General features: G+C 71.0%; 18 protein-coding genes. 6 read left to right on the forward strand and 12 right to left on the reverse strand.

Features of this window, described 5'->3' with window-relative positions:
• Positions 1-98: 98 nt before the first annotated feature.
• From AB0E24_RS27725 to AB0E24_RS27745, 5 genes are read left to right on the forward strand one after another with little or no spacing between them, the layout of a single operon-like run.
• Positions 99-1,133 carry a sugar ABC transporter substrate-binding protein gene (locus AB0E24_RS27725; protein ID WP_359380944.1) on the forward strand — a complete coding sequence of 345 codons (1,035 nt, stop codon included), beginning with the start codon at positions 99-101 and terminating at the stop codon, positions 1,131-1,133.
• A 2-nt stretch (positions 1,134-1,135) separates the two neighbouring features.
• The gene (locus AB0E24_RS27730) at positions 1,136-2,731 is read left to right on the forward strand and encodes a sugar ABC transporter ATP-binding protein (protein ID WP_359380946.1); all 1,596 of its coding nucleotides are present in this window, start codon (positions 1,136-1,138) and stop codon (positions 2,729-2,731) included.
• Positions 2,728-3,765, forward strand: coding sequence for an ABC transporter permease (locus AB0E24_RS27735; protein ID WP_093706118.1), 1,038 nt, complete (start codon positions 2,728-2,730; stop codon positions 3,763-3,765). The genes AB0E24_RS27730 and AB0E24_RS27735 overlap by 4 nt, the downstream gene beginning before the upstream one ends.
• Positions 3,766-3,784: 19 nt before the next feature.
• The gene (locus tag AB0E24_RS27740) at positions 3,785-4,792 is read left to right on the forward strand and encodes an aldo/keto reductase (protein ID WP_359380949.1); all 1,008 of its coding nucleotides are present in this window, start codon (positions 3,785-3,787) and stop codon (positions 4,790-4,792) included.
• A gap of 25 nt (positions 4,793-4,817) precedes the next feature.
• Positions 4,818-5,669: an amidohydrolase family protein gene (locus tag AB0E24_RS27745; protein WP_359380986.1), complete on the forward strand. Its 852-nt coding sequence runs from the start codon at positions 4,818-4,820 to the stop codon at positions 5,667-5,669.
• A gap of 137 nt (positions 5,670-5,806) precedes the next feature.
• On the opposite strand, the gene AB0E24_RS27750 is transcribed toward AB0E24_RS27745, so the two are convergent.
• From AB0E24_RS27750 to AB0E24_RS27805, 12 genes are all read right to left on the reverse strand, one after another.
• A complete protein-coding gene (locus AB0E24_RS27750; RefSeq protein WP_069869018.1) occupies positions 5,807-6,478 on the reverse strand; it encodes a FadR/GntR family transcriptional regulator in 672 nt (223 codons plus the stop codon).
• Positions 6,479-6,635: 157 nt separating this feature from the next.
• Positions 6,636-7,106: a hypothetical protein gene (locus AB0E24_RS27755; protein WP_069869019.1), complete on the reverse strand. Its 471-nt coding sequence runs from the start codon at positions 7,104-7,106 to the stop codon at positions 6,636-6,638.
• Between the two features lie 197 nt (positions 7,107-7,303).
• On the reverse strand, positions 7,304-8,362 hold the full coding sequence (locus AB0E24_RS27760) for an LLM class flavin-dependent oxidoreductase (RefSeq protein WP_079257027.1): 1,059 nt from the start codon (positions 8,360-8,362) through the stop codon (positions 7,304-7,306).
• Positions 8,363-8,400: 38 nt separating this feature from the next.
• The gene (locus tag AB0E24_RS27765) at positions 8,401-10,074 is read right to left on the reverse strand and encodes a dipeptide ABC transporter ATP-binding protein (protein WP_359380955.1); all 1,674 of its coding nucleotides are present in this window, start codon (positions 10,072-10,074) and stop codon (positions 8,401-8,403) included.
• Complete coding sequence (locus AB0E24_RS27770) at positions 10,071-10,907, reverse strand: ABC transporter permease (protein WP_079257025.1); 837 nt, start codon at positions 10,905-10,907, stop codon at positions 10,071-10,073. Before AB0E24_RS27770 ends, AB0E24_RS27765 begins: the two co-directional genes overlap by 4 nt.
• Positions 10,904-11,860, reverse strand: a complete 957-nt coding sequence (locus AB0E24_RS27775; protein ID WP_232637264.1) for an ABC transporter permease — start codon at positions 11,858-11,860, stop codon at positions 10,904-10,906. Before AB0E24_RS27775 ends, AB0E24_RS27770 begins: the two co-directional genes overlap by 4 nt.
• 39 nt (positions 11,861-11,899) lie before the next feature.
• Positions 11,900-13,504, reverse strand: a complete 1,605-nt coding sequence (locus tag AB0E24_RS27780; protein WP_232637263.1) for an ABC transporter substrate-binding protein — start codon at positions 13,502-13,504, stop codon at positions 11,900-11,902.
• A gap of 69 nt (positions 13,505-13,573) precedes the next feature.
• Positions 13,574-13,663 (reverse strand): putative leader peptide, encoded by a 90-nt coding sequence (locus AB0E24_RS27785; RefSeq protein ID WP_313905726.1) that lies wholly within the window; start codon positions 13,661-13,663, stop codon positions 13,574-13,576.
• A gap of 119 nt (positions 13,664-13,782) precedes the next feature.
• Positions 13,783-15,393: a glycerol-3-phosphate dehydrogenase/oxidase gene (locus AB0E24_RS27790; protein WP_079257023.1), complete on the reverse strand. Its 1,611-nt coding sequence runs from the start codon at positions 15,391-15,393 to the stop codon at positions 13,783-13,785.
• A 3-nt stretch (positions 15,394-15,396) separates the two neighbouring features.
• The gene (gene glpK / locus AB0E24_RS27795) at positions 15,397-16,944 is read right to left on the reverse strand and encodes a glycerol kinase GlpK (RefSeq protein ID WP_069869026.1); all 1,548 of its coding nucleotides are present in this window, start codon (positions 16,942-16,944) and stop codon (positions 15,397-15,399) included.
• Positions 16,945-16,977: 33 nt separating this feature from the next.
• Complete coding sequence (locus AB0E24_RS27800) at positions 16,978-17,772, reverse strand: MIP/aquaporin family protein (protein ID WP_069869027.1); 795 nt, start codon at positions 17,770-17,772, stop codon at positions 16,978-16,980.
• Between the two features lie 276 nt (positions 17,773-18,048).
• The gene (locus AB0E24_RS27805) at positions 18,049-18,813 is read right to left on the reverse strand and encodes an IclR family transcriptional regulator (RefSeq protein ID WP_173963322.1); all 765 of its coding nucleotides are present in this window, start codon (positions 18,811-18,813) and stop codon (positions 18,049-18,051) included.
• A 240-nt stretch (positions 18,814-19,053) separates the two neighbouring features.
• Between AB0E24_RS27805 and metH the strand changes: the two genes are divergently transcribed.
• A complete protein-coding gene (gene metH, locus AB0E24_RS27810) occupies positions 19,054-22,560 on the forward strand; it encodes a methionine synthase (RefSeq protein WP_359380964.1) in 3,507 nt (1,168 codons plus the stop codon).
• The last annotated feature ends 115 nt before the right edge of the window (positions 22,561-22,675 follow it).

Raw genomic sequence — 22,675 nt, forward strand, 5'->3', positions numbered from 1 at the left:
GGACGACCGGCCGGCACCACCCGCAGGGACAACCGCCACCGCCCGAGACCGGCACCATCCGCACGACTCGACCCACGAATGACCAAGGACGGGACTCGATGACGAGACTCCGCACCACCGGCACCGCCGCCTGCGCCGTGCTGCTGGCCGTCGCAGCGCTCACCGGCTGCAACCGTGAGAGCAATGGCGCCGGCGACGGCAAGGTCGGCATCGACATGCCGCGGACGGACACCGACTTCTGGAACTCCTACCAGCAGTACCTGGAGAAGGGCATCGACAAGGGCACGGTCTCCGCGCTGCCGCTGTCCAACTCGCAGAACGACATCTCCAAACTGGTCGCCAACGTCCAGGCGTTCACCGACCAGGGCGCCAAGGCGATCGTGATGGCCCCCCAGGACACCGGCGCCATCTCCTCCACCCTGGAACAGCTGGCGGAGAAGAAGATCCCCGTGGTGAGCGTGGACACCCGGCCCGACTCCGGCAAGGTCTACATGGTGGTACGGGCCGACAACCGGGCCTATGGCACCAAGGCGTGCGAGTACCTCGGCGAGAAGCTCGGCGGCAAGGGCCGGGTCGCCGAGCTCCAGGGCGACCTCAGCTCCATCAACGGCCGGGACCGCTCGCAGGCGTTCGCCTCCTGCATGAAGAAGAAGTACCCCGGCATCAAGGTGCATGAGCTGCCCACCGACTGGAAGGGCGATGTCGCCTCCGCCAAGTTGCAGAGCCTGCTGGCCCAGCACAAGGACGTGAACGGCATCTACATGCAGGCGGGCGGCGCCTTCCTCCAGCCCACGCTCGCCCTGCTGGAGCAGAAGCGGCTGCTGAAGCCCGCCGGTTCGGACAAGCACATCACGATCATCTCCAACGACGGGATACCCGAGGAGCTGGACGCGATCCGCTCCGGGAAGATCGACGCCACGCTCTCCCAGCCCGCCGACCTCTACGCCCAGTGGGCCCTGAACTACGCCAAGGCCGCTCTGGACGGCAAGACGTTCAAACCCGGCCCCACCGATCACGGCTCCACCATCGTCAAGATCGAGAACGGCCTGGAGGACCAGCTCCCGGCGCCACTGGTCACCAAGGAGAACGTCGACGACAAGAAGCTGTGGGCCAACCAGCTCGAGAAGAAGTGACCATGCCCGCGGTCGACCAGCCCGCCGTGGTGCGGGCCCAGGGCATCGTCAAACGGTTCGGGCCCACCGTCGCCCTGGACCGGGCCCGGCTGGCCGTACGGCCCGGGGAGGCCCATGCCCTCGTCGGGCGCAACGGGGCGGGCAAGTCCACCCTGGTGTCCGTCCTGACCGGGATGGAGCGCCCGGACGAGGGCGAGGTCACCTTCGGGGACGAGCCCGCCCCCGGCTACGGGGACACCGCCGCCTGGCAGCGCAAGGTGGCCTGTGTCTACCAGAAGTCGATGGTGGTCCCGGATCTGACGGTCGCCGAGAACCTCTACCTCAACCGCTTCCCGGGCGCGGGGCGCATCCGCTGGCGCGCCCTGCGCGAGGACGCCCGCGCGCTGCTGGCCGAGTACGGCGTGGAGGTGGATCCGCAGACGCGGGCGAAGGACCTCAGCGTCGAGCAGCGGCAGTTCGTGGAGATCGCCCGTGCCCTCTCCTTCGGCGCCCGGCTGATCATCCTCGACGAGCCCACCGCCCAGCTCGACGCGGGCGGTATCGACCGGCTCTTCGCCAAGCTGCTCGAACTGCGCCGGCAGGGCGTCGCCTTCCTGTTCATCTCGCACCACCTCCAGGAGGTCTACGAACTCTGCGACACCGTCACCGTCTTCCGCGACGCCCGCCATGTGCTGACCGCCCCGGTCGCCGGACTGGCCAAGGAGGACCTGGTGGCGGCGATGACCGGGGACGGCGGCGGGGCGCCCGGGGGCGACTCCGGGGCGGCCGTCCACGCCCCCGTCGCCCGTAAGGCGGCCGACCCGGACGGGGAGCCGGTGCTGCGCACCGAAGGGCTCGCCCTGGAGGGCGAGTTCGACCCGCTGGACCTGGTGGTGCGCCCCGGTGAGGTGCTGGGCCTGGCCGGGGCCACGGCCAGCGGCAACACGGCGGTCGGCGAGACCCTGGTGGGGCTGCGCAAACCGGCCGGCGGGCGGCTGTCGGTGCGGGGACGGCCGGTGCGCCCCGGCAGCGTGCCGCACGCCATCGACGCGGGCATCGGCTACGTCCCGGAGGACCGGCACGACCAGGGTCTGGTCCTGGGCCGCAGCGTCGCCGAGAACGCCACGCTCACCGTCACCGACCAGCTGGGGCCCTATGGCACGGTGCTGCCCTCCCGGACCCGTGCCTTCGCCCAGCGGATGATCAACTCCCTGGACATCAAGACCTCGGGCCCCTCGCAGCCCGTTTCGGGTTTGTCCGGCGGAAATCAGCAGAAGGTCGTCATCGCGCGGGCGCTGGCCCGTGAGCCCAGCGTCCTGGTCGCGATCCGCCCGACCGCCGGGGTGGACGTGAAGTCCAAGGACGCGCTGCTCGGTGTCGTACGGGAGGTGGCCGAGGCCGGGAGCGGCGCGGTCATCGTCTCCGACGAACTGGACGATCTGCGGGTCTGCGACCGGATCCTGGCGTTCTTCCACGGCCGGGTGGTCGCGGAGTTCGGCGGCGGCTGGAGCGACCGTCAGCTCGTGGCCGCCATGGAGGGCATCACCGAGCCGGGCACCACGGGCACCGACGGCACGGCGGAGGACACGGAAGACCGCACAGAAGGAAGGCAGCCATGACCGATACCGCACGCCAGCCGACCGCCGAGGCGGTGGCTGACGACCCGGCGGAGCGGGGCCGGCCGCGGATCGACATCGCGCGCTGGCGCGATCTGTCGCTGGTCCCCGTGATCTTCGTGCTCGGGGTGATCGGCTTCATCGTCTCGCCCGCCTTCCTCACCCAGGACAATCTGATCGGCGTCGTCCAGCAGTCCACCGAGCTGGGGCTGCTGGTGCTGGGCGAGGCGCTGATCCTGATCAGCGGCCGGATGGACCTCTCCCTGGAGTCGACCATCGCCGTGGCGCCGGTGATCGCCCTGTGGTTCGTCCTGCCCGAGCACGGGGCGCGGTTCGAGGGCCTGGGGCTGCTGCCGGTGTGGACCGCCATACCGCTGTGCCTGGCGGTCGGGGCGCTGATCGGCGCGGCCAACGGCTTCCTGATGCTCAAGCTGCGCGTCAACGGCTTCATCGCGACCCTGGGCATGCTCACCATGCTGCGCGGACTCCAGGTCGGCATCGCCGAGGGCCAGTCGATCGTCAACGTCCCCGAGTCCTTCCGCTACCTGGGCAAGGCCGACTGGCTGGGTGTGCCCGCCGCCGTGTGGATCTGCCTGGGGCTGTACGCCATCGGCGGCCTGGCCCTGGGCTATCTGCGGCACGGACGCGCGCTCTACGCGATCGGCGGCAACCCCGAGGCGGCGCGGGCGGCGGGCATCCGGGTGGACCGGATCACCTGGATCGTGCTGAGCGTCGGCGGTCTGCTCGCCGCCTTCGCGGGCATCCTCTACACCGGCCACTACGGCTCGGTCGCCGCGACCCAGGGCAACGGCTGGATCTTCCAGGTGTTCGCCGCCGCGGTCATCGGCGGGATCAGCCTCAAGGGCGGGCGCGGCACGCTCTTCGGCGCGCTCACCGGTGTGCTGACGCTGCAACTGGTGGTCAATGTGATGACCCTCGGCGGGGTACCTCCGCTGTGGAACCAGTTCATCAACGGCTCGATCATCATCGTCGCGCTGATCATCTCCCGCTACGCCAGCGGCGAGAAGCAGGACTGAGAGCGGCCGGGAGGCAACCATGGTGGGCGATGTCGGACGGGCCCCGGGCGGCCCGCGCGAACTGGGCCGCTCGGGGGTGCGCGTACCACCCCTGGGCCTCGGCTGCGCGCCGCTGGCCAATCTCTACGAGGCGGTGCCGGAGGAGCGCGCGCTGGACACCGTAAGGGCGGCGTTCGACACCGGCCTCACCTATATGGACACCGCGCCGCACTACGGCGTCGGACTCTCCGAGGAGCGGCTGGGCCGGGTGCTGGCCGGGCGCGACCGCACCGCGTACACCCTCTCCACCAAGGTGGGGCGGCGGCTGCGGCCGCGCGCCCCCGGGGAGCCGGTCCAGGCGGACGGGTTCGCCGACACCCCCGACCGGGTCCGTGAGTGGGACTTCACCCGGGACGGCATCCGCGCCACCCTCGAGTCCTCCCTGGAGCGGCTCGGGGTCGACGCCCTGGACATCGTCTACCTCCACGATCCGGAAGCCCACATCCGTGAGATCTATGAGACGGGCTTCGCGGCGCTGGCCGAGCTGAAGCGGGAGAAGCTCGTGAAGGCCATCGGCTTCGGCATGAACCACAGCGACCTCCTCGCCCGGTTCGTCGCCGACTTCGACGTGGACGTCGTGCTGTGCGCCGGGCGCTGGACGCTGCTGGAGCGCACCGCCTACGACGATCTGCTGCCGGTGTGCGAGCGGCGCGGCACCTCCGTGGTGGTCGGCGGGGTCTACAACTCCGGACTGCTCGCCGACCCCGCCCCGGGGGCCCGCTACGACTACCGGCAGGCGCCGCCCGAGCTCCTCGCGCGGGCCCGGCGGCTGGCCGAGGTGTGCGCCGAGTTCCGGGTGCCGCTGCGGGCCGCCGCGCTGCGCTTCCCCTTCGGCCATCCCGCGGTGGCCGCGGCGGTGGTCGGCTGCGCCTCCCCGGCCGAAGTCCGGGACAACGCCGAGCTGTTCACCCATGACATCCCCCACGAGCTGTGGCAGGCCCTGGTCCGGCGCGGTCTGCTCGACGACGACATCCCGCTGCCGGTCTGAACCCTCCAGGAGTGCCCGAGTGCCCTTGCCGCGCTGTATCGACGCCCACCACCACCTGTGGGATCTGACCCGCCGTGAGCAGCCCTGGATGGACGGTCCATGGGCGGAGCCCATCCGCCGCACCTTCACCCCGGACGACCTCGCCCCGCATCTGGACGCCCATGGGATCGGCGCGACCGTCGTCGTCCAGTCCAGCTCCTCCGTCGAGGAGACCCGGGAACTCCTCGCCCTGGCCGACGGTTCGGACCGGATCGCGGGTGTCGTCGGCTGGGCCGACCTCACCGATCCCGGGGTGGGCGAGGTGCTCGCGGAGCTGGCCGCGGGGCCCGGCGGCGACCGGCTGGTGGGCCTGCGCCACCAGGTGCAGGACGAGCCGGATCCGCGGTGGCTGGACCGCGCCGACGCCCGCCGGGGGCTGGCCGCCGTGGCCGACGCGGGTCTGGTCTACGACCTGCTGGTCACCCCGCGCGAGCTGCCCGCGGCCCTGGACGCCGTCCGCGAGCTGCCGCGGCTGCGCTTCGTCCTCGACCACGCCGCCAAGCCGCCCGTGGCGAGCGGTGAGCGCGACCCCTGGGCGTGGCAGCTGGCCGCGCTCGCGGCCCTGCCCAACGTCGACTGCAAGCTGTCCGGACTGGTCACCGAGGCCGACTGGGAGGGCTGGCAGCCCGAGCAGGTGCTCCCGTACGCCTGGCACGTCCTGGACGCCTTCGGGCCCGGCCGGGTGCTGTTCGGCTCCGACTGGCCGGTGTGCACCCTGGCCGCGAGCTACGACGAGGTGATGTCGCTGGCGGAGACGGCCACCCAGCGGCTCTCCGAGGAGGAGCGCGCCGCCGTCTTCGGCGGCAACGCGGCCCGCGCGTACGGTCTGGGAACCTAGCGGAAGGTCCCCACCTCACCCCCACCCGGCCGCACCCGATGCGCGGCTCAGCCGCGAGGCAGGGCTCCACCCGGGACCGGGGGCGGGGGTTTGGGGGCGGAGCCCCCGGCGGGGGTCGGGGCGGAGCCCCGGTGGTCTCACAGCGTGGAGCGCAGCCACTGCTCCACGCTCGCGATGTGCACCGTCGCCCAGGACCGCGCCGCCTCCGCGTCGCGGTCCCGCAGGGCGGCCAGGATCGCCCGGTGCTCATGGAGGGTGCGGCTGACCGCGTCCTCCTGGGTCAGACCGCGCCACACCCGGGCCCGGGTGGTGGGTCCTGAGAGCCCGTCGAGCAGTGAGCACAGCACCGAATTGCCCGACGACTGGACGATGCCACGATGGAATTCCAGATCGCATGCGACCAGCTCCTCCACCGAGGGTTCCTGGCCGAGCTCGTCCAGCTGCGCCTGGAGCCGGTCCAGCTCGGCATCGCTGATCCGGGTGCAGGCCAGCGCGGTGGCCGCGGGCTCCAGGATCCGCCGCACCGCCAGGAACTCCAGTACCGTGTCATCGCGGTGGAAGTCCACGACGAAGCTCAGCGCCTCCAGCAGCAGTTGGGGGTCGAGGCTGGTCACATAGGTGCCGTCGCCCTGCCGTACGTCGAGGATCCGGATCAGCGACAGCGCCCGTACGGCCTCGCGCAGCGAGTTGCGGGACAGTCCGAGCTCGGCGGCCAACTCGCTCTCCTTGGGGAGCCGGTCACCGGGGCGCAGCGCACCCGAGACGATCATGCCCTTGATTTTCTCGATCGCCTCGTCGGTAACCGCCATGGTGGACCTCCCCGGGCCAAACATCCGATGTATCAGGGGTCCATTATGACGTATGACGTGCGCGGACCGGCGGCGTCCGCCGGGGACGCCGCCGGTCCGCTGGGACCTCTCACCGGGAGGGCCCGAGGGTGGGCTCACCACCGGTTCATCGGATGGCTCAGAAGGTGAACGGCCCCGGGGACTGGGCCGAGGTGGCGGTGCAGTTCACCGTGATCAGGCCGAAGATCACCAGCTTGAGGGACTTGGCCTCCAGGATGTCGCCCGCGGCCACCGTGCCCTTGAGCGGGCCGGTGGTCACATCGGAGCCGGTCGGGATCGCCGGGTTGGCGTTGCCGGTGAAGGTGGCGGTCCCGGAGCCGTTCTTCGACAGCGTCAGTGTGGAGTTCACCGACCCCGCCGGAACGTCGATCGGCGCCTTGATCGCCCCGGAGGACAGGGTGATGGTCGCGGACGTCCCGCTCTGCGTGGCCGTGAGGGTGGCCAGGCCCGAGCCGTAGGTCCCGCATTCGGCGGTCAGGGTGGCCGTCGTGGGGTCGACCGCCGACGCGGTCGGTGCCAGCGCCAGCGCGCCGGCGGCCATTGCTGCTGCTCCCATTGCCGTGCTGATCCCGAGCTTGATCCGTCTCATGGGATTGCCTTCCGGAGTGGGGGAAGTGAGGTGGGGGGTTGTTCCTGCCCGTCATCCACGGGCGATGTCATTGATGCGCGCACCGCCGAAGAAGGCAAGAGCGATTCAGTAGATTTTTACGCACGAGTAAGTCCGGGGCTCCCGGTGGATCGCCCGCCAACTGCCCCCGACCGGGCGGAAGTTCGCCGGTTCCCGGCTCAGCTCCAGAGCTTGCTGGGCGCCTCCCGGCGCACCACCGGGGCGATCTCCTCGGCGAACCTGGCCAGCGTCTCGATCTGCCGCGAGCGGCTCAGCCCCATCCCGTCGACCGTGATCGACTGGAGGTCGTGCCGGTAGACCTCGTGATAGGCGAGGATCTTGTCGATGATCTGCTGCGGGCTCCCGATGAGCTGTGGCCCGTTCTCGATCGCGTCCTCGATCGTGCGGAACGGGGTGTTGTAGCCCGGCTTGTCCACCAGATGGGGCTTGAAGTTCTGCCGCACCCGCGCCTCGTAGAAGTCCTTGTACTGCTCGATCGCCCGCTGGGTGGTGTCGGCGATGAACAGCCCGCCGGACCCGGCCGCCACATGCGCGTTCGCCGGATCGTGGCCGTACGCCTCGAACCGCTCGCGGTAGTGGCGGATCAGCTCCGCGTACGCCTCGCGCGGCTGGATGGCGTTCGCCGTGAACAGCGGATCGCCGTGCTTGGCGGCCAGCTCGGGCGAGTTGCGGCTGGTGGCCGAGCCGTGCCAGATCCTGGGGAGCCCGTCGTAGGGCCGCGGCACGGTCGTCACCTCCTTCAGCGGCGGCCGGAACTCCCCCTCCCAGGTGACCTTCTCCTCGCTCCACAGCCGCCGCAGCAGCTCGTACTTCTCGGCCTGGAGGTCCCACTGCCGGTCCTCGTCGAGGCCGAAGAGGTCGAAGTGCCCGGCCTCCGCGCCCTTGCCCACGACCAGCTCGATCCGGCCGCGGGAGATCTGGTCCAGCGTCGCGTAGTCCTCGGCGACCCGCACCGGGTCCAGGATCGCCACCACGGTCACCCCGGTGAGCAGCCTGATCCGTGAGGTGCGGGCGGCGAGCGCGCCCAGCACCACCGTGGGGCTCGAGGACAGGAACGGCCCGGCGTGCCGCTCCCCGACGGCGTACGCGTCGAAGCCGAGCCGCTCGGCGGCCACCCCCGTCTCCAGGACGTCCTCGAACCGCTCGGCGGCGGAGGGCAGCTCACCGGTCAGCGGATGCGGGGCACGGCCGATCAGGGACAGTACGGAGAACTTCATGGTGTCCTTCCAGCGTCGGACGGATCGGGCGGTGGGATTCAGGCGGATCGGGCGGAGACCGCATGGCGCCCGCCCGGGATCGCGGCGAGCAGCTCCTCGGTGTACGGATGGGAGGGCGCGGCGAAGACCCGATCCGTCGTGCCCGTCTCCAGTAGCCTCCCGTCGCGCATCACCCCCACCCGGTCGGCGATCTGCCGTACGACGGCGAGGTCATGGGAGATGAAGAGATAGCTCAGCCCCAGATCGCGCTGGAACTCCGCCAGCAGCTCCAGAATGCGCGCCTGCACCGACACGTCCAGCGCCGACACCGGCTCGTCGCAGATGACCAGGTCGGGACCGAGGGCCAGGGCGCGGGCGATGGCCACCCGCTGCCGCTGACCGCCCGACAGCTCGCCGGGTCTGCGCCGCAGCGTGGTCGCGGGCAGCGCGACCCGGTCCAGCAGCTCGGCCGCGCGCCGCAGCCGTGCCGCCCGGTCGCCGACCCGGAAGGCGCGCAGCGGCTCGGTGACGGCGTCGGCGACGGACCGGCGGGGGTCGAGCGAGGAGTACGGATTCTGGTAGACGAGCTGGACGCGGCGCCGCAGTCGGCGCAGCGCACGGCCCGACAGCGCGGTGATGTCCTGCCCGTCGAACCGGATCCGGCCCTCGGTGGGATCGGTCAGCCGCGCCACCATCCGGGCCGTGGTGGACTTCCCCGAACCGGACTCCCCGACCAGGGCGAAGCACTCACCGCGCCGGATCCGGAAGTCCACCGCGTCCACGGCACGGACGGGCGCCCGGCCGCGCGCCGCGAACTCCTTGACCAGGCCCTCGGCGACGACGAGATCGGCGCCCGCTCCCTCGGCGCCCGCTCCCGAGGGCCCATCGGCCGGTGCCTCCTCGCGCACCCGCACCCGCACCCGTGCTCGTTCCGTCGCCACGCTCGGGGCGCTCGCCAGCAGCCGCCGGGTGTACGGATGCCGGGGCGCGGTGAGGACGTCCCGGGTGCGGCCCGTCTCCACGATCCGGCCCTCCGACATGACCGCGATCCGCCGCGCCCGGTCCGCAGCGACCCCCAGATCGTGAGTGATCAGCAGCACGGCCGTGCCCGCCTGGCGGGTGAGCGTCTCGATATGGTCCAGGATCCGCCGCTGAACGGTGACGTCCAGTGCGCTGGTCGGCTCGTCGGCGATCACCAGCCGGGGGCGCGCCGCCACCGCGATCGCGATGAGCACGCGCTGCCGCATGCCCCCGGACAGCTCATGCGGATACTGCCGGGCCCGTACCTCCGGGTCCGGCAGCCCGGCCTGCCCCAGGATCCGTACCGCCTCGGCGGGCGCGGACGCGCGGTCCGCCAGACCGTGGATCAGCAGCACCTCGGCGACCTGCCGTCCGATCCGCTGCACCGGGTTGAGCGAGACCATCGGGTCCTGTGGGATCAGCCCGATGTCGCGGCCGCGCCGCGCCCGCAGCTCCCGCTCTCCGGCGGTGGCCAGGTCGGTGCCGTCGAAGAGGATCCGTCCGCCGTCCACCCGTCCGCCGGGCGGCAGCAGACCGATGACCGCGTGTGCGGTGGTGGACTTTCCCGAACCGGACTCGCCGACCAGGGCGAGGACCTCACCCGGGGCGATGTCGAGGTCCACCCCGCGCACGGCGGGCGGGGCGCCGTCGCCGGTGCGGTAGGAGACCTCCAGCCCCCGGATCGACAGCAGGGGTTCGGTGGTGTTCGTCATCGGGACGCCTCCTTCGCCTCGCCGTCCAGCGCGCGGGAGACCCGTCCCGCGGCCAGCACGGTGGCGGCGATGGTCAGACCGGGCAGAGTGGTGAGCCACCATGCCGTGGCGAGGTAGTCGCGGCCGCCGGAGACGAGGGAGCCCCACTCCGGTGCCGGGGGTTCGGCCCCGTAGCCCAGGAAGCTGAGCGCGGAGACGGCCAGCACCACGGTGCCGAACTCGACGGCCGCGTAGACCAGTACGGGCCCCGAGGCGTTCGGCAGCACATGCCGCAGCAGCACCGCAGGCGGGCGTGAACCGGAGGACCGCGCCGCCTCGACATAGGTGGCCTCGCGCACCCGCAGCACCTCGGCGCGCATGATCCGGGCGAAGCCGGCGACGCTGGTCACGCCCACCGCGACGGCCACCTTGACGGTGCCGAAGCCGAGCGCGGTCACCAGGGCCAGGGAGAGCAGCAGGTTGGGGATGGCGAGCAGCACATCGGCGATCCGCATCAGGGCGTCGTCCAGCAGCCCGCCCACGTACCCGGCGGCAAGGCCCAGCGCGGAACCGGCGACCAGGCCCACCGCCACGGCCAGCGAGGTGGCCTTGAGCGAGAGCGCCGCACCGTGCACCACCCGCGAGAACAGATCCCGGCCCAACTGGTCGGTGCCGAAGAGATGGTGGAGGCTGGGCCCCCGCAGCCGTTCGGCCGGCACCCCCGACAGCGGATCCCGCCCGGTGAACAGGCCGGGGAAGAAGGCCGCCAGCAGCACCAGCGCCAGCACCGCCACCGCGGCCACCAGGCCGGGGCGGCGCAGCCAGAAGCGCGCGGCGGCGCGGCCGCGGCTCATCGGGTCACCGCCGTGGCCGCGGCGCCGGTGATACGCGGATCGAGCAGCGGCACGATCAGGTCCACCGCCAGGTTGGCGAGGACGAAGGCCAGCGCGCCGAAGACCACAAGACCCTGCACCACCGGGAGGTCCTGGGCGGTCACCGCGGTGGCGGTGACCCGGCCGACACCGGTCCGGGAGAACACCGTCTCCACGATCACCGATCCCGCCAGCAGATTGCCGACCAGCATTCCGGCGACGGTCAGCGGCGGGATCGCGGCGTTGCGCAGCGCGTGCCCGAAGTGCACCCGCCGCCGGCTCGCCCCCTTGGCCAGCGCCGTCTCCACATACGGCTCGGCCAGCGCGGTCCGCAGGCTTCTGGCGAAGACCTGCGCGATCACGGCGGAGGTGGGCACGGCCAGGGTGACGGCGGGCAGGATCAGGCTCCCGAACCCCTCGTTGCCGATGGCGGGCAGCAGCCCCCAGCGGAACGACACCAGCTGGACGAGGATCAGGCCCACCCAGAAGGTCGGCGCAGAGACACCCAGCGCGGGCAGCGACAGCAGGGCCTGCCGCAGCCAGCGCCGCCGGGTGTAGGTGGCCGCCAGGGCGACGCCCGCGCCCACCACCGTGGCCAGCAGCAGCGCGGCGGAGGTGAGCTGGAGCGTCGCGGGCAGCTGGCCGGCGATCAGCCGGGCGACCGGGTCACCGCTCTGGACGGAGATCCCGAAGTCGCCCCGGAGGGCGTGCCACAGGCGGTCGCCGTACTGCTCGACCAGCGGTTTGTCGAAGCCGTAGACCCGCTTGAGCTCGGCGATCTGCTCGGGGCTCACATCGTTGGTGTCGCCGCCCCCGGAAGCCATGATCGACACCGGGTCGCCGGGCAGCAGATACAGCACGACGAAGGAGGTGGTGAAGGCCGCCCACAGCACGAAGACCGCCTGGAGCAGCCGCTGCACAAGGTAGCGCGGCATGGATTCGCTTCTCTTCGCTCTCGTGGTCGTCGGCGGCGCTCAGGACAGCCAGGTGTCATGGAACTGGAGCCGGGAGGACGCCTCGAAGTCCAGGTCGTGGACGTTCTTCCCGACCCCGATCACGGTGGTGAGCTCGAAGACCGGCACCTGGTAGCCCTTCTCCACCACCAGGGCCTGGGCGCGGGCGGCGTGCTCGGCACGGCGTGCGGCGTCGGCCGTGGCCGACTGCTCGTCGAGCACGGAGTCGAGCGCGGGGTCGTGCAGCCGCGAGAGGTTGAGGCCCTCGCCGGAGAAGGAGGTGCGCAGGATGTCGGGGTCGACGCGGGTGGTGTTGCCCCAGGCGTAGTCGTAGTCGCCCTTCTGCCGGACCTCGACAAAGTCCCCGATGGAGTGGGACTTCAGGGTGATCTGGACGCCGATCTTCTTCAGCTGCTGCTGGATCAGCTCCAGCGCGGTCTGATTGGGGCCGAAGTTGGTGGCCCAGACGACCGTCAGGGAGAGCTTCCGGCCGTCCTTGGCCCGGATACCGCCCGGTCCCGGCTTCCAGCCCGCCTCGTCCAGCAGCTTCCGGGCCCGGTCCGGGGCGTGGCGCAGCCGGTCGCCGAGGTTCTTGTACGCGGTGGTGGTGGAGGCCAGCGAGCTGGTGGCCGGCTTGTAGCGGCGGCTGAGGACGGTGTCCACCACCTCCTGGCGGTTCACCCCGAGCTGAACGGCCTGGCGGACCTTCGTATCCCGGGTGAGGGGACGGTCCGCGTTGACCGTCAGGGCGAACGGCACACCGGGGTTGGCCCTGCTGAGCAGGGTGAAGCCGGTGCTCTTCAGCCCGTCCTCGTCCTGCGGCGCGACGCCCCCGATGGCATCGGCCTGCCCCGACTGGAGGGAGCCGGTGCGCACCCCGGACTCGGGGACGACCTTGAAGGAGATCCGCTCCAGATAGGCCGGGCCCTTCTTGCGCCACAGCGACGAGCCCCAGGCGTAGCCCGGACGGCGGCGCTCCTCGACGGACTTGTTCGGGGTGTAGTCGGTGAGGGTGAAGGGGCCGGAGCCGACGATGTTCTCGGTGCAGCGCTTCGCCGCCGGGAGCCTCGTCGTCGACCGGGCCAGCAGGCCGAGCGTGAAGGTGGATGTGGCCTGGAGGAATTGGGCGTTGGGCGCCTTGAACCGGACCCGGGCGGTGTCCTCGCCGACCACGTCCGTGCCCCGGTACCCGGCCAGATAGCTGGCGCCCAGCACCGACTTCGCCCCGAGCCGCACGATGCCGTCGAAGTTGTCCTTGACCGCGCGGGCGTCGACCGGGGTGCCGTCGCTGAAGGTGGCGGCGCGGCGGAGGTGGAAGGTGAAGGTGGTGGCGTCCTGGCTCACCTCCCAGCTCCTGGCGAGCCAGGGCACGATCTTCCCGGTCTTCGGGTCCTGGTCGGTGAGGGAGTCCACCAGCTGCCGGGCGGGGTAGATCGCGTCGTTGTTGCCCTGCTGCTGGGGGTCGACGCAGATCGGGTCGGAGGCGAGGGCGAAGGTCAGATGCCCGCCGGAGTGCGGGGTGGAACTCCCCGTGCCGGACGCGCCGGAGGAGGAGCAGGCGGTGGCGGCGAGGGCCAGAGCGGTGACAGCGGCGAAAACGGTATAACCGCGGCGCGAGCCGAGCATGGGTGGGTCTCCAGGCAGAAAGAAAGGAAAGAGAGTGAAAAAGAGAAAGGGCCGGGCGGCGAAAAGCCGTCAGCGGCCCTGACAGATCGCGCTGGAGACGCGGTGCAGATCGATATGGCGCCGGGCGGTGAGCGAGATGGCGTGCTCCTGGTAGGGCATCGCGCGCTCACCCCTCCCCGAAATTGGTCGCCGCCTCAAACTAGCAGCCAGGGCGGCCGGGTGAGAAGACGTTTCCTCTCGCCCGGCCGCCCGGGCCCGGGAAGGCGGCCCCGCGGGGGTCAGGGTCGCTTGGCCAGCAGATCCTCGACCCGGCTCCGGATGTCCTCGGAGTCCAGGCCGCGGATGGTCAGGGTGGTGCGGCGGCGCAGTACGTCGTCCGCGGTGCGCGCCCACTCGTAGTCCCGGGCGTAGACGACCTGCGCCCAGATCTCCGGGGCATCGGGGTGGATCCGCTCGGCGAGCGCCGCGTCGCCGCTGGCCAGCCGGGCGATGTCGAAGGAGAGCGAACCGTAGTGGGTCGCCAGATGGCGGGCGGTGTCGGCGGCCATGCGCGGGCCTGGGGTGCCGCCGTCCACCAGCAGCCGGTGCTCCACGGCGTGCGGATTGGCCAGGCCCGGCAGCGGCATGTACCTGGGCAGCTGCTTGACCGGCTCCATGTCGTCGGCGAGCGGACGGCCCGGCAGCTGGGCCAGCTTCTGCATCACGGTGCGGCCGATGTGGCGGAAGGTGGTCCACTTGCCGCCGGCTATGGAGAGCATCCCGCCCCTGCCCTCGGTGACCACGGTCTCCCGCTTGGCCTTGGCGGTGTCGCCGGGGCCGCCGGGCAGCACCCGCAGCCCCGCGAAGGAGTAGGTGATCAGATCGCGGGAGAGCTGCTGGTCGCGGATGGAGAAGGCCGCCTCGTCCAATATCTGGGCGATGTCCTTCTCGTTGACCGCGACATCGGCCGGGTCGCCCTCGAACTCCTCGTCCGTGGTGCCCAGCAGCAGCATGTCCTCCCAGGGGAGGGCGAAGGTGATGCGGTACTTGTCGATCGGGGTCGCCAGCGCCGCCCGCCAGGGGGAGGTGCGCTTGAGGACCAGGTGCGCGCCCTTGGACAGCCGGATCGACGGCGCCGCGTTCGGGTCCTCCATCCGGCGCAGATGGTCCACCCAGGGGCCGGTGGCGTTGAGCACCAGACGGGCGTCGACCCCGAACTCGGTACCGTCGGTGCGGTCCTTGAGCTCGGCGCCGGTGACCCGGCCGTCGGTCTTGCGCAGACCGGTGACCTCGGCGTGGTTCAGGACGGTGGCGCCGGACTCCACGGCCGCGCGGACCGTCATCAGGGCCATGCGGCTGTCGTTCATCTGGCCGTCGCCGTAGACCGCGACCGCCTTGAGGTTCTCGGTGCGCAGCTCCGGGACGTCGCGCGCGGCCCGCTCGGCACCGATCACATGGCCGACGCCGTCGCGGAACGCGGAGAGCGCCGAGTAGGCGAAGACGCCCGCGCCCAGCTTGGCCGCGCCGTGCGGACCGCCCTTGTAGACCGGCAGGTAGAAGGTGAGCGGGTTGGCCAGGTGGGGGGCGACGGTACGGGAGACCGCGCGCCGCTCGAAGTGGTTCTCGGCGACCAGCTTGACCGCGCCGGTCTGGAGATAGCGCAGGCCGCCGTGGAGCAGTTTGGAGGAGGCGGAGGAGGTGGCGCCGGCGAAGTCACCGGCGTCCACCATCGCCACCCGCAGCCCGGATTGCGCGGCGTGCCAGGCGGTGGTGATGCCCAGGATGCCGCCGCCGATCACCAGGAGGTCGTACGTCGCCTTGGAGAGCTGTTCCCGGGTCTCGGCTCGGCTGGGGTTCGAACCGGCAGCCGGGTGCGTTCCGAGGGACGGAACGCTCTGCGGGGTGGTCATTGATTACTCCTCGTCTTCGATCCAGCTCATGGTCCGCTGCACGGCCTTGAGCCAGTTCTTGTACTCGCGGTCGCGGACGTCCGCGTCCATTCGGGGGGTCCATTCGGCGGCCCGGCGCCAGTTGGCGCGCAGGGCGTCGGTGTCCGGCCAGAAGCCGACGGCCAGACCGGCTGCGTAGGCCGCGCCGAGGCAGGTGGTCTCGGCGACCATCGGGCGCACCACGGGAGCGTCCAGGGCGTCCGAGAGGGTCTGCATCAGAAGGTTGTTGGAGGTCATACCGCCGTCGACCTTGAGCGCGGTGAGCTCGACCCCGGAGTCCTTGGTCATCGCGTCGACGATCTCGCGGGTCTGCCAGGCGGTGGCCTCGAGCACGGCACGGGCGATGTGCGCCTTGGTGACATAGCGGGTCAGGCCGGCGATCACGCCACGCGCGTCGGCCCGCCAGTACGGGGCGAACAGACCCGAGAAGGCGGGCACGAAGTACGCGCCGCCGTTGTCCTCGACGGAGCTCGCGAGGGTCTCGATCTCGGCGGCGCTGTTGATCAGGCCCATCTGGTCCCGCATCCACTGCACCAGCGAACCGGTGACCGCGATGGAGCCCTCCAGGGCGTAGACCGGCTTCTCGTCGCCGATCCGGTAGCCGACGGTGGTCAGCAGCCCGTTGTAGGAGTTGACCGGCTTCTCGCCGGTGTTCATCAGCAGGAAGGTGCCGGTGCCGTAGGTGGACTTGGCCTCGCCCTCGGAGTAGCAGGTCTGGCCGAAGAGGGCCGCCTGCTGGTCGCCGAGCGCGGAGGCGACCGGAACGCCCGCCAGGACGCCCTCGGCCGTGTGCCCGTAGACCTCGGCGGAGGAACGTATCCGCGGCAGTACGGCGGCCGGGATGTCGATCGAGGACAGGATCTTCTCGTCCCAGTCCAGGGTGTGCAGGTTCATCAGGAGGGTGCGGGAGGCGTTGGTGACGTCGGTGACGTGCACCCCGCCGTCGACCCCGCCGGTCAGGTTCCAGATGACCCAGGAGTCCATGGTGCCGAAGAGGATGTCGCCCGCCTCGGCCCGCTCGCGCAGCCCCTCGACGTTGTCGAGCAGCCAGCGGATCTTGGGACCGGCGAAGTAGGAGGCCAGCGGGAGGCCGGTCTCGCGGCGGAAGCGGTCCTGGCCGACGTTGCGGCCGAGCTCACGGCACAGGGCGTCGGTGCGGGTGTCCTGCCAGACGATGGCGTTGTGCACCGGCTCACCGGTGTTCTTGTCCCAGAGCAGGGTGGTCTCGCGCTGGTTGGTGATGCCGATCGCCTTGACGTCGGCGGCGGTGATCCCGGCCTTGGTGATGGCGCCGGCGACGACCTCCTGGACGTTCTCCCAGATCTCGGTGGCGTCGTGCTCCACCCAGCCGGGCTTGGGGAAGATCTGCTCGTGTTCCTTCTGGTCCACCGAGACGATGCGGCCGTCGCGGTCGAAGACGATACAGCGGCTTGAGGTGGTGCCCTGGTCGATGGCCGCGATGAACGGGCCCTGGCCGTGGGACGAGGCGCTCGTGGTGTGGGTGTCGGTCATGATCTGCTGCTCTCCTGCGATGGGTGGGGTGGGCTAGGCGAAGGCGATCTCGTAGATCCCGCCGGCGATGGCACCGCCGATGAGCGGGCCGACGACGGGGATCCAGGCGTAGCCCCAGTCCGAGCCGCCCTTGTTGGGCAGCGGCAGGAGGGCGTGAGCGATACGGGGGCCCAGGTCACGCGCCGGGTTGATGGCGTAACCGGTCGGGCCGCCGAGCGAGAGGCCGATGCCGACCACCACGAAGGCGGTGATCATGACGCCGATGACACCCAGGCCCTTGCCGTCGCCGTTGAGCCCCTGGGTGAGGATGGCGAGCACCAGTACGGCCGTGGCGATGATCTCGGTGGCCAGGTTCTGGCCGACGTTGCGGATCTCGGGGCCGGTGGAGAAGACGCCCAGCACCGGGCCGGCGTCACCGGCCTGCTGCTTGTCCGCCACCGCCGTGTCCTGGGCGCCCGGGCCGCCGACGATCTCGCGGTCCTTGAGATGGGCGTGGAAGTGGCCGAGGTAGGCGAGCCACACCAGCGAGGCGCCGATCACCGCGCCGAGCATCTGCCCGAGGAAGTAGACGGGCACCTTGCTCCACTCGACACCGCCCTCGATGGCGAGGCCGAGCGTCACCGCCGGGTTGAGGTGCGCCCCCGAGAGCGGCGCGGAGATATAGGCGCCGGTGAGCACGGCGAAGCCCCACCCGAGGGTGATGGCGACCCACCCGGCCTCGAACGCCTTGGATTGCTTCAAGACAACGCCGGCGACGACACCGCAGCCGAGCAGAATGAGTACGGCGGTACCGATGGTCTCGCCGATGAAGATGTCGGAGCTGGACACCCGCGACTCCTTTGTCCTTCGTCCAGGGGAAGGCGAACCCCCGGGTTCTCACCGGTGGTCCGCGCCCTCGTGGGAGGGCGTTGGTCGGCCCGCGGCGAGTCCACCATAGCGAATATTGTCGTCAGGTGTTCGACAATGCCGACCGATGAACGGCAGTTTTCTTCACGTCGAAGACCCCGTCAAGGGTCGTGTGAGGGAAAAATCGCATGTATGTGAAACCGTGATGAAGCCGGTCATCACGGCATATGGGGGCTGATCGGCGCCCACTGGCACGATTCAGAAGCGCAGGGCACCCAGGTCCCGGGAGACGGCGCGGGCGCAGTCCCTTACGGCGGCCACGAGCTCGGAGCGCAGCTCCCCGCCGTCGCACACCCGCTCGACCGCGCCCGTGATCCCCACCGCGCCCACCGGCAGCCGGCGCCGGTCGTGGATGGGCGCCGCGACCGACGCCACGCCCTCCCAGGTCTCCTCCACATCGGAGCCCCAGCCACGCGCCCGGGTCAGGTCCAGGACGCCCTCGAACTCGGGCTCCCCGGTCACCGTGCGGGGGGTGAACACCCTGCGCTCGGTCTCGGTCACCTCGGTGTGGGCGACCGGGTCGTACGCGGAGAGCACCTTGCCCAGGGCCGTGGAGTGCAGCGGGTGCATCGCGCCGACCTCCAGCACCTGGCGGCTGTCGTCCGGCCGGAAGACATGGTGGACGATCAGCACGCCCTGCTGGTGCAGCACGCCCAGGTACACGCTCTCGCCGCTGGAGCGGGCCAGGTCGTCGGTCCACACCAGGGCGCGGGCGCGCAGCTCGTGCACGTCCAGATAGCTGTTGCCCAGGCGCAGCAGCTCCGCGCCGAGCTGATAGCGGCCGGACGCCTCGTCCTGCTCGACGAAACCCTCCTGCTGGAGGGTGCGCAATATGCCGTGCGCGGTGCCCTTGGCCAGCCCCAGAGTGGATGCGATGTCGGACAGTCCCAGACGTCGCTCACCACCGGCGAGCAGGCGTAGCATCGCGGCGGCGCGCTCCAACGACTGGATGTTCCGTGCCATCGCCAACCCCTCCTGACTGCGGTTCGACAATGCTGAACACTATCGGTCCATGTCGACCCCGCGGTACAGCGAGGCCGTGTGTCGGCGATCAGCGGGCCCACCGGGGGCCGATCGGCCGTGTTCATCCCGGCTGATGGAACGACCATCGTGAAATGACCACTGGCGGCTACCCTGGCGTGGTGCGTCTTCCCCCGGGGAGGGCGCAAAGCCGACAGCCGTCGCACTCCAGGGAGCACATCCATGGCCTCGTACACGCCATCGCCCACATCCGCCGCCCGAGCCGACGCGCTTCGTGAAGCGCTGGCCACCCGCGTGGTGGTCGCCGACGGCGCGATGGGGACGATGCTCCAGGCTCAGGACCCCAGTCTCGACGACTTCCAGCAGCTCGAAGGCTGCAACGAGATCCTCAACGTCACCCGCCCGGACATCGTCCGCTCGGTCCACGAGGCGTACTACGCCGTCGGTGTGGACTGTGTCGAGACCAACACCTTTGGCGCCAACCACGCGGCGCTCGGCGAGTACGACATCCCCGACCGCGTCCATGAGCTCTCCGAGGCCGGTGCCCGGATCGCCCGTGAGGTCGCCGACGAGTTCGGCGCCGACGGACGCCAGCGCTGGGTGCTCGGCTCGATGGGCCCCGGCACCAAGCTGCCCACCCTCGGCCACGCGCCCTACACCATCCTCCGCGACGCCTACCAGGCCAACGCCGAGGGCATGATCGCCGGCGGCGCGGACGCCCTCCTGGTGGAGACCACCCAGGACCTGCTCCAGACCAAGGCCGCGATCATCGGCGCCCGCCGCGCCCTGGACGCCACCGGTGCCAACCTCCCCGTGATCTGCTCGGTCACCGTCGAGACCACCGGCACCATGCTGCTCGGCTCCGAGATCGGCGCGGCGCTCACCGCCCTCGAGCCGCTCGGCATCGACATGATCGGCCTCAACTGCGCCACCGGCCCCACCGAGATGAGCGAGCACCTGCGCCATCTCGCCCGCCACTCCCGTATCCCGCTGTCCTGCATGCCCAACGCCGGCCTTCCGGTGCTGGGCAAGGACGGCGCCCACTACCCCCTCACCCCGGGCGAACTGGCCGACGCCCAGGAGACCTTCGTCCGCGAGTACGGGCTCTCCCTGGTCGGCGGCTGCTGCGGGACCACCCCCGACCATCTGCGCCAGGTCGTCGAGCGGGTCCGCGAGCTGACCCCGACCGAGCGCTCCCCGCGCCCCGAGCCCGGCGCCGCCTCGCTCTACCAGACCGTGCCGTTCCGCCAGGACACCTCGTATCTGGCGATCGGCGAGCGCACCAACGCCAACGGCTCCAAGAAGTTCCGCGAGGCCATGCTGGAGGGCCGCTGGGACGACTGCGTGGAGATGGCCCGGGAGCAGATCCGCGAGGGCGCCCATCTGCTCGACCTGTGCGTGGACTACGTCGGCCGGGACGGCGTGGCGGACATGGAGGAGCTGGCCGGGCGGTTCGCCACCGCCTCCACCCTCCCCATCGTCCTGGACTCCACCGAGGTCGACGTCATCCGGGCCGGGCTGGAGAAGCTCGGCGGACGCGCGGTCATCAACTCCGTCAACTACGAGGACGGGGACGGCCCCGAGTCGCGGTTCGCCAAGGTCACCGGGCTCGCGCGGGAGCACGGCGCCGCCCTGATCGCGCTGACCATCGACGAGGAGGGCCAGGCCCGCACCCCGGAGCACAAGGTGGAGATCGCCGAGCGGCTGATCGCCGATCTGACCGGCAACTGGGGCATCCGCGAGGACGACATCCTCATCGACTGTCTGACCTTCACCATCTGCACCGGTCAGGAGGAGTCCCGCAAGGACGGCATCGCCACCATCGAGGCGATCCGCGAGCTCAAGCGGCGCCACCCGGACGTCCAGACCACCCTCGGCCTGTCGAACATCTCCTTCGGCCTCAACCCGGCCGCCCGCATCGTGCTCAACTCCGTCTTCCTCGACGAATGCGTCAAGGCGGGCCTGGACTCGGCGATCGTGCACGCCTCCAAGATCCTGCCGATCGCGCGGTTCGAGGACGAGGAGGTCGAGACGGCCCTGGACCTGATCTACGACCGCCGCGCCGAGGGCTACGACCCCTTGCAGAAGCTGATGGGGCTCTTCGAGGGCGCCACCGCCAAGTCGCTCAAGGCGGGCAAGGCCGAGGAGCTGGCCGCGCTGCCCCTGGAGGAGCGCCTCAAGCGGCGCATCATCGACGGTGAGCGCAACGGCCTGGAGGCCGACCTCGACGAGGCCCTCCAGGAGCGCCCCGCCCTCGACATCGTCAACGAGACGCTGCTGGACGGCATGAAGGTGGTCGGCGAGCTGTTCGGCTCCGGCCAGATGCAGCTGCCGTTCGTCCTCCAGTCCGCCGAGGTCATGAAGACGGCCGTGGCGCATCTGGAGCCGCACATGGAGAAGTCGGACGACGAGGGCAAGGGCACCATCGTGCTGGCCACCGTCCGCGGCGACGTCCATGACATCGGTAAGAACCTCGTGGACATCATCCTGTCCAACAACGGCTACAACGTGGTCAACCTCGGCATCAAGCAGCCGGTCTCGGCGATCCTGGAGGCCGCCGAGGAGCACCGGGCCGATGTGATCGGCATGTCCGGGCTGCTGGTGAAGTCCACGGTGATCATGAAGGAGAACCTGGAGGAGCTCAACCAGCGCAAGCTGGCCGCCGACTACCCCGTCATCCTCGGCGGCGCCGCCCTCACCCGGGCCTATGTCGAACAGGATCTGCACGAGATCTACGAGGGCGAGGTGCGCTACGCCCGCGACGCCTTCGAGGGGCTGCGGCTCATGGACGCCCTGATCGCCGTCAAGCGCGGGGTGCCCGGCGCCACGCTCCCCGAGCTCCGGCAGCGCCGGGTCCCCCAGCGCGCCGCCCAGGTGCGGGAGCCGGAGCCGGACCAGGGCCCGGCGCGCTCCGACGTGGCCACCGACAACCCCGTGCCCACCCCGCCGTTCTGGGGCACCCGCGTCGTCAAGGGCATCCAGCAGGCCGACTACGCCTCCTGGCTGGACGAGGGGGCGCTCTTCAAGGGCCAGTGGGGGCTCAAGCAGTCCCGCACCGGCGATGGCCCCGGCTACGAGGAACTGGTGGAGCGCGAGGGCCGGCCCCGGCTGCGCGGCTGGCTGGACCGGCTGCACACCGGGAACCTGCTGGAGGCGGCCGTGGTCTACGGCTACTTCCCGTGCGTCTCCAAGGGCGACGACCTGGTCCTGTTGAACGAGGACGGCAGCGAGCGCACCCGCTTCACCTTCCCGCGCCAGCGCCGCGGCCGCCGGCTGTGCCTGGCCGACTTCTTCCGGCCCGAGGAGTCCGGGGAGACCGATGTCGTCGGCCTCCAGGTGGTGACCGTCGGCTCGAAGATCGGCGAGATGACCGCCGAGCTGTTCGCCGCCGACTCCTACCGCGACTATCTGGAGCTGCACGGTCTGTCCGTCCAGCTGGCGGAGGCGCTGGCCGAGTACTGGCACGCCCGGGTCCGCGCCGAGCTGGGCTTCGCCGGTGAGGACCCGGGCGAGATGGAGGACATGTTCGCGCTGAAGTACCGCGGCGCGCGCTTCTCGCTGGGCTACGGTGCCTGCCCCGACCTGGAGGACCGCGCGAAGATCGCCGATCTGCTGGGACCCGAACGGATCGGGGTGAAGCTCTCGGAGGAGTTCCAGCTCCACCCCGAGCAGTCCACGGACGCCATCGTGATCCACCACCCGGAGGCGAAGTACTTCAACGCGCGGTAGCCCTCCGGAGGCCGTTCGTGGCCGCCTTACGGCGGCTCCGACCCGGAGAAGGAGTTCCGCACGCACGCCGGACGGCGCGCACATGTGCTGGCCGTCGGGGAATGGCTGGACCTGG

The organism is Streptomyces malaysiensis subsp. malaysiensis, assembly GCF_040653035.1.
Taxonomy (GTDB): domain Bacteria; phylum Actinomycetota; class Actinomycetes; order Streptomycetales; family Streptomycetaceae; genus Streptomyces; species Streptomyces malaysiensis.